The sequence below is a fragment of the Spelaeicoccus albus genome, from assembly GCF_013409065.1.
Lineage (GTDB): Bacteria > Actinomycetota > Actinomycetes > Actinomycetales > Brevibacteriaceae > Spelaeicoccus > Spelaeicoccus albus.
Genome location: NZ_JACBZP010000001.1, coordinates 145,280 through 159,047 on the forward strand (window position 1 = coordinate 145,280; position 13,768 = coordinate 159,047).

The window sequence follows — 13,768 nt, forward strand, 5'->3', positions numbered from 1 at the left end:
ACATCCCCCTAGCCCATGGCGGCCGTGACCGCTCGGCGGGCAAGCACCTCGGCCAAGTGCCTGCGATAGTTGGCGTCGCCGTTGACGTCGGACGGCGGGTCGGTGCCCTCTGCCACGCCGCTCAACGCGTCGCGGACGTCGGACGCCGTGCCGCCGGTCAGGGCTTGTTCGGCCGCCGCGGCGCGCACCGGGACGGGGCCCATGTTCGTCAGTCCGATCCTGGCCTCGGCAATACGGTCGCGGTCCATCCGCACCGCTGCCGCCACTGCGACGATCGACCATTGCTGCGCGACGCGGGTGAACTTCTCGTAGTGGGCTCCCCACCCCTCGAACGTCGGAACGCGGATCTCGGTCAGCACTTCGTCGTCCCCGACGGCCGTCGTGAAGAAATCCTCGAAGAAGTCCGCGGCACTGACGGTACGGGTGCCGCCGGACCCGGTAATCACCATCTCGCCTTCCATGGCGAGGATCGGCGCCGGATAGTCCCCGGCCGGATCGGCGTGCACCAAGGCGCCGCCGATCGTGCCGCGGTGGCGTACCTGCGAATCGGCGACGGTTGCGGCGGCCTTGCCCAGTAACGGCGCCAAGCGAGCGACGAGCGGGCTGGTGGCGATCTCGTGATGGTGCGTCAGCGCGCCCACAACGAGCCGGTCGCCGTCCTGCCGGATGCCGCGAAGCGCATCGATCTTCCCCAAATCGATGACGTGCTCGGGGTCCGCCATGCGCAGCTTCATCACGGGGATGAGGCTTTGCCCGCCGGCAAGCAGCTTGGACGTGTCCGGCGATGCAGCGAGCAACGACAGCGCTTCGTCCACGGTGGCCGGAGTCTGGTAGTCGAACTGGCTCGGAATCATGACTGATCTCCTCTAGCGGTCTGCACATTCGGCGCTTCGGCCGTCGCACCCGATCCGGCGTCGTGGATCGCTGCCCACACCGTGCTGGGCGAACACGGCATTCGCACGTCCTTGACCCCCAAGTGGCGGATGGCGTCCAGCACGCCGTTGACGATTGCCGGCGTGGACGCGATGGTGCCGGCCTCACCGACCCCCTTCACGCCCAGCACGTTCGACGTCGCCGGGGTGGTTGTCGTGTCGGTGATGAACGATGGCAGATCGGCCGCGCTCGGCACGAGGTAGTCGACGAACGAGCCGGATACCAGCGTGCCGGCATCGTCGTACACGGCCTCTTCGAACAGGGCCTGCGCGATGCCCTGAGCCAGCCCGCCTTGCACTTGGCCTTCCACCAGCAGCGGGTTGATGATCGTGCCGATGTCGTCCACGCACACGTACTTGCGCAACGTGACTTGGCCGGTCTCCGTGTCGACCTCCATCGCACACAGGTGGCTGCCGTGCGGGAAGGAGAAGTTCTCCGGGTCGAACGTTGCATCCGAATCGAGGCTTGCTTCTATCCCGTCCGGCAGATCGTGGGCGGCGAACGCGGCAAGCGCGACGTCACCGAGTGCGACGCCCTGATCCGTTCCGCGCACGCCGAACCGGCCGGACTCGAATTCGATATCGTCCTCACTGGCTTCCAGCATGTGCGCCGCAATGACCTTGGCCTTGGCGATCACCTTGTCGGCGGCGGCCACGACCGCCATCCCTCCGACGGTCAGCGATCTCGACCCGTACGTGTCCAGGCCGCGCTGGGCGACCTGCGTATCGCCGTGCAGGATCTCGACGTTGTCGAAGGGCACGCCGAGCCGATCGGCCACGATCTGGCTGAACCCCGTCTCGTGTCCCTGCCCGTGCGGGCTGATCCCGGTGACGACCTCGACGTGGCCGGTCGGCAGCACCCGTACTTGTGCGTACTCCCAGCCGCCGGCACCGTAATCCAGCGATCCGAGCACGCGGGACGGCGCGAGACCGCACATTTCGGTATAAGTCGACACCCCGATCCCCAGCTGTACCGGGTCGTTCGACTCGCGGCGGCGTTGTTGTTCGGCACGCAACTCCTCGTATCCGAACAACTCGAGCGCCTTGTCCGTGGCGGCCTCGTAGTTGCCGCTGTCGTATTCCAGCCCGGAAATTGTCGAGAACGGGAATTCGTCGTGCTTGATCCAGTTCTTCCGCCGGACTTCCAACGGATCCATGCCGAGTTCCGCGGCAAGTTCGTCCATCATCCGTTCGATGGCGAACGTGGCCTCCGGACGTCCGGCGCCGCGGTAGGCGTCGGTCCACACCTTGTCGGTGAACAGCGCCTTCGACTCGAACCGGTAGGCGGGGAACTTGTAGATGGCGTTGTACATGAACGCGCCGAGCACCGGAATGCCGGGCCCGACAAGCCCGAGGTACGCGCCCATATCGGCAAGCAGCCGCACATCGAGTCCCGTCACGGTGCCGTCCTTATTGGCCGACAGCTTCAGCCGCTGCACTTGCGCGCGGCCGTGATGGGCGCCCATCAGCGATTCGCTGCGGGTCTCGGTGTATTTGCACGGCTTGCCGGTGCGCTGCGCGGCAAGCACGGTTATCACTTCTTCGGGAGTCACTTCGAGCTTGCCGCCGAAACCGCCGCCGACGTCCGGCGCCGTCACCCGCAGCTTGCCTTCCGGTATGCCGAGAGTCATCGACAGCATCGTGCGCAGGATATGCGGGATCTGCGTGGCCGACCACATCTCGATCCGGTCGCCGGTCGGGTCCACCAGGATCGACCGGGGCTCCATGAACGACGGGATCAGCCGTTGTTGGTACAACGTGCGTTCGATGACGACGTCGGAGTCGGCGATCGCTTGCTGCACATCGCCGCCGGTACCGGCCGAGGCCGAATCGAAGACCCACACCGAGGATGTATTGGTGCCCAGATCCGGGTGCACGAGCTCTTCGTCCCGCTCGGCGGCTTCCAGATCCACCACGACCGGCAGATCATCGTAGTCCACGTCCACGAGCTCAATAGCATCTCGTGCCTGGGCGGCGGTCCGCGCGATCACGACTGCCACGATCTCACCGGCAAAGACCACTTCATCGATAGCGACCGCCGGATGCGCGGGGGCCTTCTGGTCGGGAGTGACGGGCCAGGCGTTCGGCAGGCTGCCCTGCGAATCGGCCAGATCCGGTCCCGTGAGGACGTCAACCACTCCGGGCGACGCCTTGGCGGCGGACACGTCGAGTCTCGTGATCTTCGCGTGCGCGACGGGGCTGCGAACCATGCCCAGCGTCAACATGCCGACGCGACTCATGCTGTCGGTGTAATGGTTGCGCCCCGTGATGAGCCGGGCATCTTCCTTGCGTAACCGGCGGCGGCCGATCTCGGCTGTCGTCTCGGAGTCTGAGGTGACGCTCATTGCGTATCTCCTTCGCCCGCCGCGGCACTGACTGCCTCGACAATGCTTTGGTATCCGGTACACCGGCACAGGTTGCCTTCGAGCCCGCTCCGGATTTCTTCTTGGCTCGGGTGCGGATTCTCGTTCAGCAAGGAGACCGATTGCATGATCATTCCGGACGTGCAATATCCGCACTGCAAAGCCGCGTGCTCGTGGAACGCCTGCTGCACCGGATGCAATTCACCGTTCTGCGCAAGCCCCTCGACGGTGACGACCTCATGGCCGTCGGCTTGGACGGCGAACATGGTGCACGATTTCACGCTTTCCCCATCAAGCAACACCGTGCACGCGCCGCAATTGGTGGTGTCGCAGCCGACGGTTGTGCCGGTTTTTCCCAGTCGCTCTCGCAAGTACTGCACCAGCAGCAGCCGCGGTTCTACGTCATCGGAATATTGGGCGCCGTCAACGGTCATCGTGACCGTCTGCTTGGTCGTTGTCATCAGTGACCACTCCTAACGAATGACCTGCCTCGATGTGACGAACATTACACCGTTTGGAGTCTTTATGACTTAGCCGAGACTTACCTTTCGCAGAACCGGAAATTCACCGCGCGGGCACCCCGCAGCCGCGGTCAATCGTGGTGGATCCGACCGGCCAGTTCGCTCAGCTTGTCGCCCCCGCCGCCCCACTGATCGGCAATGATCTCGGCAGCGATCGACACGGCAGTCTCTTCCGGGGTGCGTGCTCCGAGGTCCAATCCGATCGGGCTCGACAAGCGTGCGAGCTGCTCGGCGGACACTCCCTGTTCGATGAGCTGGTCGAGTCGATCCTGGTGCGTTTTACGCGATCCCATCGCCCCGATGAAGGCTACCGGTGGCATAGTCAGGGCAAGCTGCAGCAGCGGCACGTCGAACTTCGGATCATGCGTGAGCACGCCGATCACCGTCCGTTCGTCGATCCGGCCGGCATCGAGTTCGGCCTGCAGGTAGTCGTGCGGCCACCGAACGACCACCTCGTCGGCGTCCGGGAACCGGGCACGGGTGGCAAACACGGGACGCGCATCGCAGACAGTCACGTGATATCCGAGGAAATGCCCCTGCCTGGCCATGGCCGATGCAAAGTCGATGGCGCCGAAGATGAGCATCCGCGGCGGCGGCGCATAACTAGCCGCGAACACGCGCATGCCCTCACCGAGCCGTTCCCCGTCGGGCCCGTACGTCAAGGTGCCGTTGCGTCCGGCGGCCAGCAGACCGCGGACGTCGTCCGCGACTGCCTGGTCGGCCCTGTCGGACCCCATCGCCCCGGATGCGCGGTCCGGCCAGACGACCATTCGACGGCCCACCCAGGCGCGGTCCGGGTGTTCGATGACGGTGGCCACCGCGACCGGATTGCCGGCTTCGATATCGGCTGCAACCTCGGCGAGTTCGCGAAAGTTCTCCTGCGAGACCGGCTCGACGAACACGTCGATGATGCCGCCGCAGGTCAGCCCGACCGAAAAGGCGTCGTCATCGCTCACGCCGTAGCGTTGCAGCACGGGCACGCCGTCCGCCGCGACCTCGGTGGCCAGCTCGTACACGGCGCCTTCGACGCATCCGCCCGACACGGAGCCGGATGCCGTCCCGTCCGGCGCCACCAGCATTGACGCGCCCGGCAGCCGGGGCGCCGACTGGAACGTCCGCACCACCGTGGCAAGCCCCGCCCGACCACCGGACTTCCATGCCGACAGCAAATCATCCAATATGTCACGCATCCGCGATCATCTCCAACAGTTCCGCAAATGCGGCCAGCGAATGGCCGGCCACCAATGAATCCACGTGCGGCAACGCCGCCGCCATGCCGCCTTGTGTGGGCGTGAATCCCGCCTTACCCCGATGCGGATTCGACCAGAAAACCTTCCTGGCCACGCTCGACAGACGACGCATCTGGTCGGCCAGGAGTTCCGGGTCGCCGCGCTCCCAGCCGTCGCTGGCTATGACGACGACGGCGCCGCGCGCCATACCGCGCTGCCCCCACAGATCGAGAAAAGCGCCCAGCACGTCGCCCAGCCGAGTGCCGCCGGACCAGTCGGGGACCGCTTCGCCGGCCAGCAGCAGCGCCCGGTCCGGGTCGATTGTCCGCAACGCGCGGGTCACGCGGGTGAGCCGGGTGCCGAGGGTGAACACCTCGGTGGTGTGCTCGGTGGAGTGGACGACGCGATGGGCAAGTCGCAGCAACGAGTCGGCGTAGTTCTTCATGGAGCCGGACACGTCGATGAGCAGCACGAGTCGCCGCTGCCTGATCCGGTTCCGCTGAAATCGCAACGGACCCGGCTCGCCGGCGCGGCGTAATTGATCACGCATCGTGCGCACCGTGTCGATCCGCGCGTGCCCGTACGGCTCGGTCCGGCGGGCGCGCCTGGTGGGAGCCCGCACGGTGAGAGAGCGAAACTGGCGGTCCAGCAGCACCTTTTCGGCTTGGCTCAGGGTCGCCACGTCGCGGTGGCGCAGCGTCTCTTCGGCGCTTGCGACGGTCGCGGCAAGGGCGTCGTCGTCCTCTCCGGTGCCGTCCCCGGGTTCCAAGGCGGCTTGTGTCACCGTCGACGGTGCTTCGTGCGCGGGCCGACTTCCGCCCGATTCGTCGGGCGTAAACCAAGCGTCGAAAGTCCGGCTGAATCCGGCGATGTCATCGGGGCACGAGCAGAAGGTGGCGCGTCCGGCCCAATACACGTGATCGCGCCGACCGATGCCGAGCCGGGACGCCGCATCGATGAACGTGTGAGTGCGGTCCGACGTGACGGGCAGCCCGGCGGCGCTCAGCGCGTGCGCGAACCCGACAAGGAGGGCTTCCGGCGAATTGGGCATCTCATGCCGCCAACAGCCGGTTCAACGAGTCGCGTACCCGGTCAAGGTCCTCGCGGTATTTGCACACGGCTCCGATGGAAGCGGCGGCCGAGGCGAGGTCCAGATCGGTGTGCCCCAATTGCACGAGGGCTCGGGACCAGTCGAGGGTTTCGGCGACCCCCGGCGGTTTCAGCAGGTTTTCCTCATTCCGCAGCCGCTGTACGACGCCGACCACTTGTTCGGCGAGTCGCTGCGGCACGCCGGGCAGCCGGGCGCGCACGATCGCCACCTCGCGTTCAAAGCTCGGATGGTCGATCCAGTGGTAGAGGCACCGTCGTTTCAACGCGTCGTGCAGTTCGCGAGTGCGATTCGACGTCAGCACGACCACCGGCGGGTGCGCAGCGCGAATTGTGCCGAGTTCGGGAATCGACACCTGGTTCGTCGACAGAACTTCGAGCAGAAAAGCTTCGAATTCGTCGTCGGCGCGGTCGATTTCATCGATCAGCAATACGGACGGCCCGTCCCGGAGCGCTTGCAGGATGGGTCGGGCCAAGAGGAACCTCTCGTCGAACAGCGAGCGTTCGACGTCTTCGGGGGCGTGAGCGCCGGCGGCGGAGGTCGCCTCAAGGGTGCGCAAGTGCAGGATCTGCTTCGTGAAATCCCAGTCGTACAGGGCCTGAGAGACGTCGATCCCCTCATAGCACTGCAGCCGGATGAGAGGGCGGCCCAGCGAGTCGGCAAGCGCCTCGGCCAGCGACGTCTTGCCGGTGCCCGGATCTCCTTCCAGCAGCAACGGTCGGTGCATGGACAACGCCAGATAGGCGACAGTGGCAAGCCCGTCGTCACTGAGATAGCCGACCGAGCGCAGTCGCTCGGCCACCTCCTCGGTCGTTGAGATATCAGTCACAATTTCAGCTTAGCCTGCGAGCGCGTCGCATTGCTCGGTGCGATCGTTTCCCTTTCACCGAGTGGAGACGAAGCAGCCTTATTCGCCGGTCCGGCCGTCAAGCGATTCGCGGATGAGGTCGGCGTGGCCGTTGTGTCTGGCGTATTCCTCCACCATGTGCGTGAGGATCCAGCGCAAGCTGGGAGCGAAGCCGTCCGCCCTTTTCTCGTCCGCTACCCGGGCGAGGCCCTTGTCGGCGTAGGCCCGCGCGGCGGCGTCACGGGCGCGGTCGACCGATCCGGCCCATAGCCGCCGAAGCTCCTCGGGAGAGTCATCGGCGGCCGAGTGCCAGTCCCAGTCCGGCTCCTCGGCCCAGTCCACCGACGCCCAGGGTTCGCGCTCGGGCTCGTTCCAGAGTGAGTTGCCGAACCAGTGGTCTTCGACAGAGGCCAGATGCTTCATCATGCCGCCCAGGGTCATCGTGGAGGAGGCAACCGCGCGGCCCAGTTGCTCCGATTCCAGCCCGGCGGTCTTCCACTCGAACGTGGCGCGCTGAAAGTCGAGGAAACCGCTCAGTGTTTCCCACTCGTCGCCCTGAGTCGGCGGTTCGGCGCGTCCTTGGTCATCGATTCGTGTCTCAGCCATGGACAGCATCGTACGACGGAGCACCGACAGACCGTCACCGGTGCGGACGCGGAACCAGCACTTCCTCACCGGTGCCCGGAGAGGCCGGACGCCGCGGCCTGTTGGCCGCCGCTACTTTCTTTGCCACGATCTCGTGGTCCGGCGAAAGCACGCATACCGGGTCGGTCCGCGAGGCGTCGCCGGTGAGCAGGAACGCTTGGCATCGGCATCCGCCGAAGTCGATATCGCGGCGGAAGCAGCTGCGGCACGGCTCCGGCATCCAGTCGGTGCCGCGAAACTCGTTGAAGACTCGGGACGACGTCCAAATGGCTTCCAGCGAATCGTCCCTGACGTTCGCACGCGGCAGCGGCAGTGTGTGCGCGGCCGGGCACGGCAGCGCGTCGCCGTTCGGCGTCACGGTGAATTGTCGCTTGGCCCACCCGTCCATGCAGGGTTTGGGATATTCGCTGTAGTAGTCCGGGATGATGTAGATGACTTCCATCCGCCCGGCCAGCCGTTCCCGGTGCGCGCGGACGACCGGCTCGGCGCGCGCCAATTGATCCCTGCTGGGAAGCAGCGCGGTGCGGTTGGTCAGGCCCCAGCCGTAGTACTGGGTATTGGCCAGCTCGATCCGGTCGGCCCCGAGGTCATCGGCAAGCATGATGATCTCGCCGATCCGGTCGATGTTCATCCGGTGCAGGACGACGTTCAAGGTCAGCGGCCAGCCGAGTTCCTTGACGACCTTCGCTGCGTCGATTTTGCGCTGGAACGACGGCGTGCCGGCGATCTTGTCGGACAAGGCCGTATTGTCGGCTTGGATGCTGATCTGCACGTGGTCGAGTCCCGCAGCTTTGAGTTTTTCGGCGCGCGTCCGCGACAGCCCCATCGCGCTGGTGATGAGGTTCGTGTACAGTCCGAGCCCGTGTGCGGTGGCGATGATGTCCGCGAGATCGCGCCGCAGCAACGGCTCGCCGCCGGACAAGTGCAGTTGCAGGACGCCGAGATCCCGCGCCTCGGTGAGCACTCGCCGCCATTCCTCCCCTGTCAGCTCGTCTCGGTAATCGGCGAGGTTCAGCGGATTCGAGCAGTACGGGCAGGCCAACGGGCACCGGTAGGTGAGTTCGGCCAGAAGCCCGAAGGGATTATCCATCGCTGATCTCCAAACATCCGTCGCGTACCTGGCGTGCAACGAATTCCGCTACCTCGCCGGCGGGAACCTCCCGGTACTGTCCGATCAGTTCCGCCTCGATCTCGGCAACCGACCGGCGCCCGTTGCACAAGCGGAGGATGTCGGCGGCAGTGCCGTTCACTACCGACACGGTCTCGGGGCCGAGCAGGACGTACTTCCCGCGCACTGCATCGAACTGCAGCCGCAAATGCGCGCCGAGCGACGGCCGGCCCGTCATGATGTGCTGGTCAGTCGGCATACGCACGCCCGATACCGTCCAGCATGCTCCAGAGCACATCGCACTTGAACGTCAGCGCCGCAACTGCACTTACTTTTTGTTCCGGCGTCCGGCAATATTCGGTCACGACTTCAAGCGCGTGCTGCGAATCGCGAGGCGCCTGTTGCAAGCGCGACCGGAAGTACGCCAAGCCGTCCGCATCGATCCACGGGTAGTAGCGTTCGAACGCGCCGAGCCGTTCGGCCATCAGGTCGGGGGCGAACAGTTCGGTCAACGACGAGGCAACGGCTTCGACCCACGGCCGGGTCCTGGCGAACGTGACGTAGGCGTCGACGGCAAAGCGCACTCCGGGAACGACGTGGCGTTCGCCGAGTACTTCCTCACGGCTCAGGCCGACGGCTTCGGCAAGCCGCAGCCACGCTTCGATGCCGCCCCCGCCGTCGGCTGTCCCGTCCTGATCGAGGATGCGACGGATCCATCGCCGGCGCACTGCCGGATGCGGGCAGTTGGCCATGATCGCGGCATCCTTGCGGGGAATGTTCTCTTGGTAATAAAAACGATTCGCGACCCACCCCTGCAGCTGGCGGCGATTGAGTTCGCCTGCATTCATGGCGACGTGGAACGGATGCTGATCGTGATACCGCTGCGACTGCGCACGCAACTCGTCAATGAAACCGTCGGTCTCGGTGGTGGTCATCTAGATGCTCACTTCTAATCCGTCGGCGGCCACTTCGAAACCGCGCGCTTCGACGGCGCGCCGCTCCGGTGAGCCGTCCAGCAGGACGGGATTGGTGTTGTTCATGTGGATATAGATCGTCCGGCCGATGGACAGCCCCGTCAGCCGTTCGAGGCTTCCATCCGGCCCGCTGATCGGGACATGCCCCATCGAACGGGACGTCTTGCCGGCAAGGCCCAGCCGGATCAACTCGTCGTCGCTCCAGCACGTGCCGTCGACGAGCAGGCAATCACAGCCCTCGACGAACTCCAGTACGTCCGGGCCCAAGTACTGGGCGCACGGCAGGTACACAATCGACGGCTCGCCGGTACCGTCACTTGGGCCGTCACTTGGGCTTTCACTCAAGCGGTACCCGACGACGCGCGCCTCGGACGCCGCGTGGTCGGCGCCGAAGCGAGCAGTCTTGGTAGTCGGCACGTCGAACGCCCGGTACGTCAGTCCGCCGTCCAGCCGCACGGCCGTTCCGGGTTCCACTTGCCGCCACACGATCTCGCTGTACCGCTCGAGGGTGCGCAAAACCCCCGACCCGTCCAGTAGCGTCCGCCGCACTGCGGCTGTGGCGTGCAGATCGAGGGTTTTGCCTTCGCGCACCAACAAGAGGCCGAGAGTGTGGTCGAGTTCCGCATCCGTCAACAGCACGGACTTCAGCGGAGTCGTGCGGCCCGGCCGCGGGAGCAGCGCGTCGAACGATTCGATCTGCGCGTGGATGTCCGGCGAAAGGTTGATCACCGTCCAACGCCGATCATCGACGCACACCGCCACCGACGACTGGGTCCGCGGACGGGCGGCCCCGCCGCGAACCGCCGTGCACACCGGGCACGAGCAGTTCCATTGCGGCGAGCCTCCGCCCGCAGCCGATCCCAGTACCCGCAGCCGCATGGTCTCCCTTCGCCGTCATGGCCGGCAATTCCTCGTCGTCAGTCCTCTCGGGCGACGTATGCCGTGACCTCGGCCGAGCAGCCGATGTCGACAATCTCGGGTGTCTCCCACTCGCGGGACAAATCGGACACGATCTCCATCGATGCCACCTCCTTTCGTCACTGTGGTATCGGAGTCTTGACGGGACGGTCTCAGACCGTCTCGGGTAGGGCGAAAACGAACAAGGCGTCACCGTGCGGCGCGCCGAGCATGGCCGGCAGGAATCCTTCGACCCAGCCGCCCCAGCCGACGGGCACTGCAATGTACTGCCTGCCGTCGATGCTGTACGTCATGGGGCTGCCGTGGTGACCGTTGCCGGTCTGGAACTGCCACAGGATCTCCCCGGTCTGCGCATCGTAGGCGTTGAATTCTCCGGTGGGCTCGCCCGTGAAGACGACTCCGCCGGCAGTGGCGAGCATCGACGCGCACATGGGCAGCTTGTGCTCCTGCCGCCACACTTCCTTGCCGGATGCATCGAATGCCTTCACGAACCCCTTCATATCGGTGGAGTCCACCACTACCGATGCGCCCCAGTACGGCATGCTCTCCTTGAATTCCCGGCGCCGGCGGCGAACTGTGGCACCGACGTCTTGCACCGGCACGTAGAACAGCTCGGTTTGCGGGCTGTACGCCGCATGCGTCCATTCCTTGGCGCCTGCGGGTCCCGGCCAGAAGTGCACCGGGTCGCCTTCCTTGTCCGGGTAGACCTTGACGGTGATCTTGCCGTCTTCGCTGATCTCGCCCCAGTCCACGCGTTCGCCGAACTTGGCGGCTCGAATCAATTCACCGTTCGTCCTGTCGAGCACGAACATGTACCCGTCCTTGTCGAAGTGGGCAAGAAGCTTGCGTCCGCCCTGATCGAACAGGATGTTCTCCATGGTGCTGTCGTAGTCCCACAGATCATGCGGGTTGTACTGATAGTGCCAACGAATCTCACCGGTGTCCGGGTCGACGGCTACGACGGAATCCGTGTAGAGGTTGTCCCCGGGGCGTACTTCGCCGTCGAAATCCGGGGCCGGATTGCCGGTGCCCCAGTACATGAGGTTCAGCTCCGGATCGTAGGTGCCGGTGATCCAGCAGTTCGCACCGCCTCGCTGCCACGCCTCGCCGTCGGCCGGCCAGGTCTCCGAACCGGGCTCGCCCGGCTTCGGGATGGTGTAGCACCGCCACAGGTGCTTGCCGGTATTCCGGTCGAACGCGTCGATGTGCCCGCGCACGCCGAATTCGCCGCCGGAGCTGCCGACCATCACCTTGTCCTTGACCACCAACGGTGCCAATGTCGCGCTTTCACCGGCCCGGACATCTCCGTACGTGGCATCCCAGACCAGTTTTCCGGTGGCGGCGTCGAGAGCGACAACGTGCGCGTTCAGGGTTGCCACAAAGACTTTCCCCTCGGCCACCGCGACGCCGCGATTGACGTTGCCGCAGCATAGCGACACGTCGTACGGGATCTCGTGCTTGTACCGCCACAGCTCTTGGCCTGTCCGACCGTCGAGGGCCCATACCCAGCCGTCCCAGCCGGAGACGAACATGACGCCGTCCACGACCAGCGGGGTGGCTTCGAAGGAATACGTCGACGCACCGGCGTGGATTCCCGCCGCGCCGAATTGGAAGACCCAGGCCGGCGCGATCTTCTTGACGTTGTCTTTCGTGATCTGGTCCAGCGTGCTGTAGCGCTGTCCGTCGTAGGTGCCGTAGTACGTGAGCCAGTTGTGCGGCTCCGACCGGGCGTTCACAATCCTTTCGTATGTGACGTCGTTCGTCACTGCCGGCGCGTGCCCCACCACATTGCTCAGGTCCGAGTGGTCGACTGCCTCTCCGGCATCGATATATTCAGTCATCATCTGCCTCTTGTGTGTGCTCGTGTCCGGTTATGCTCTGGGTTGTGCCGGGCGGTCGAGCTTCGCGTCATCGGCGACGTCGCCCAGCACGACGATAATTCCGTTGAGTCCTCGTCCCTCGTCGTTGCCGACCGGGGACGAATACCAGTAATAGCCGGGGCCGTCGAGGTTGAGATGCGCCGTCCCCCGCGCCCCGTTTTCCAACCAGATGAACTTTCTGTCATTGTTGCTGGGCAACAACGCGCAGTGCGTGTTCCGGTCGTCGTTTGTCAGTTCGAGCTCCAGGTCGCCGCCATGCGGCATGACAGTGACCGACGGCTCGAAAATCAACTCGTCAAACGGGATGCGCACGCTTGCATGCATGCTCCCGTCCGCGTTTTCCTCGGCATGTCCGAGGCCACCCGCTCCGATCATGCGGCCGAGTGTTGCGCCATTCTGCTTGTCCAGCCCCAGCTCGCTCATTACCGAGCCTAGATTCGCAATGGTGGTCGCCATGTGACTTCACCTCTTTTTGAATCATTCCGACTTCTGCGTCGTGCATGTGCAGATTATCACTCGAAGGGCGTGTCGGCTTGCAGTGAAGCCTTCTGTTTGCTATTGTGCGCGCTGCGTGAAACGCAAGGGGAAAATCGATCGGATTCGCGCTCAGATTGCCTTAGTTTTCGAACCTATGGTCGACGTCTGCGCCGCCGGCCAGGTCCCCGCATTCGACAATCCGGACGTCGCGCGACGCCAAATAGTGTTTGGCGCCGACGTCGCCGGACAAGGTGGCGGCCAGCGGCCCGAGGTGGTCGACCCCTATCAGTACCGGATGCCCGGGCACGCCTTGGTAGGCCGCACGGGCCAGCACGCTCGGCCCGGCCACGCGCGTGACGCGTCCGATCACGTCGGCGCCGACGTCGGGCAGGTCGACGAGTTGCACAAGCACTGCGGCCGGCGGGCGACTCTCGGCATCGGCATCGGCAAGGACAGCCTCCAGCCCGGCTCGAAGACTTTCCCCCATGCCTTCCGTCCAGCGCTGGGCGACAACCACACGCACGAGTCCGCCGTCCGGCGCACCCGGCCGGACTTGGGCCAACAGTTCTCGTGCCCGCTCGTGGCCTGATCCGAGCACCACGAGCACGCGGTCGCAGCCGCCGGCCAATACCGACCGGACGGTCCGGACTATCCACGGCACGCCGTCCGTGCCGATCACCGTGGCCTTCGGCTTGCCCATTCGGCGCCCGGCGCCGGCTGCCAGGACCAAGCCGGTGACTGACGGTTCATCGGGTGCGGCGCTCAT

At 65.3% G+C, this 13,768-nt stretch carries 15 protein-coding genes; all 15 read right to left on the bottom strand.

Going from position 1 to position 13,768, the window contains the following annotated elements:
- Positions 1–8: 8 nt before the first annotated feature.
- Positions 9–854 carry an FAD binding domain-containing protein gene (locus BJY26_RS00670; RefSeq protein WP_179424795.1) on the bottom strand — a complete coding sequence of 282 codons (846 nt, stop codon included), beginning with the start codon at positions 852–854 and terminating at the stop codon, positions 9–11.
- A complete protein-coding gene (locus BJY26_RS00675) occupies positions 851–3,277 on the bottom strand; it encodes a xanthine dehydrogenase family protein molybdopterin-binding subunit (protein WP_179424797.1) in 2,427 nt (808 codons plus the stop codon). The genes BJY26_RS00670 and BJY26_RS00675 overlap by 4 nt, the downstream gene beginning before the upstream one ends.
- On the bottom strand, positions 3,274–3,756 hold the full coding sequence (locus tag BJY26_RS00680) for a (2Fe-2S)-binding protein (protein ID WP_218852193.1): 483 nt from the start codon (positions 3,754–3,756) through the stop codon (positions 3,274–3,276). Before BJY26_RS00680 ends, BJY26_RS00675 begins: the two co-directional genes overlap by 4 nt.
- Before the next feature lie 131 nt (positions 3,757–3,887).
- Positions 3,888–5,006 carry an XdhC family protein gene (locus BJY26_RS00685; RefSeq protein ID WP_179424799.1) on the bottom strand — a complete coding sequence of 373 codons (1,119 nt, stop codon included), beginning with the start codon at positions 5,004–5,006 and terminating at the stop codon, positions 3,888–3,890.
- On the bottom strand, positions 4,999–6,096 hold the full coding sequence (locus BJY26_RS00690) for a vWA domain-containing protein (protein ID WP_179424801.1): 1,098 nt from the start codon (positions 6,094–6,096) through the stop codon (positions 4,999–5,001). Before BJY26_RS00690 ends, BJY26_RS00685 begins: the two co-directional genes overlap by 8 nt.
- Position 6,097: 1 nt before the next feature.
- Positions 6,098–6,985: an AAA family ATPase gene (locus BJY26_RS00695; protein WP_308191226.1), complete on the bottom strand. Its 888-nt coding sequence runs from the start codon at positions 6,983–6,985 to the stop codon at positions 6,098–6,100.
- A 75-nt stretch (positions 6,986–7,060) separates the two neighbouring features.
- Positions 7,061–7,606: a DinB family protein gene (locus BJY26_RS00700; RefSeq protein ID WP_218852195.1), complete on the bottom strand. Its 546-nt coding sequence runs from the start codon at positions 7,604–7,606 to the stop codon at positions 7,061–7,063.
- 34 nt (positions 7,607–7,640) lie between these two features.
- Complete coding sequence (gene pqqE / locus BJY26_RS00705; RefSeq protein ID WP_179424803.1) at positions 7,641–8,735, bottom strand: pyrroloquinoline quinone biosynthesis protein PqqE; 1,095 nt, start codon at positions 8,733–8,735, stop codon at positions 7,641–7,643.
- A complete protein-coding gene (pqqD, locus tag BJY26_RS00710) occupies positions 8,728–9,012 on the bottom strand; it encodes a pyrroloquinoline quinone biosynthesis peptide chaperone PqqD (RefSeq protein WP_179429688.1) in 285 nt (94 codons plus the stop codon). Before pqqD ends, pqqE begins: the two co-directional genes overlap by 8 nt.
- Positions 9,002–9,688, bottom strand: a complete 687-nt coding sequence (gene pqqC, locus BJY26_RS00715) for a pyrroloquinoline-quinone synthase PqqC (RefSeq protein WP_179424805.1) — start codon at positions 9,686–9,688, stop codon at positions 9,002–9,004. Before pqqC ends, pqqD begins: the two co-directional genes overlap by 11 nt.
- Positions 9,689–10,606 carry a pyrroloquinoline quinone biosynthesis protein PqqB gene (pqqB, locus tag BJY26_RS00720; RefSeq protein WP_179424807.1) on the bottom strand — a complete coding sequence of 306 codons (918 nt, stop codon included), beginning with the start codon at positions 10,604–10,606 and terminating at the stop codon, positions 9,689–9,691.
- Between the two features lie 38 nt (positions 10,607–10,644).
- Complete coding sequence (pqqA, locus tag BJY26_RS00725) at positions 10,645–10,746, bottom strand: pyrroloquinoline quinone precursor peptide PqqA (RefSeq protein ID WP_179424809.1); 102 nt, start codon at positions 10,744–10,746, stop codon at positions 10,645–10,647.
- A gap of 51 nt (positions 10,747–10,797) precedes the next feature.
- Positions 10,798–12,489: a PQQ-dependent dehydrogenase, methanol/ethanol family gene (locus tag BJY26_RS00730; protein ID WP_179424811.1), complete on the bottom strand. Its 1,692-nt coding sequence runs from the start codon at positions 12,487–12,489 to the stop codon at positions 10,798–10,800.
- Between the two features lie 27 nt (positions 12,490–12,516).
- Positions 12,517–12,981, bottom strand: coding sequence for an MSMEG_3727 family PQQ-associated protein (locus BJY26_RS00735; RefSeq protein ID WP_179424813.1), 465 nt, complete (start codon positions 12,979–12,981; stop codon positions 12,517–12,519).
- A gap of 160 nt (positions 12,982–13,141) precedes the next feature.
- Positions 13,142–13,768, bottom strand: coding sequence for a nucleotidyltransferase family protein (locus BJY26_RS00740; protein WP_179424815.1), 627 nt, complete (start codon positions 13,766–13,768; stop codon positions 13,142–13,144).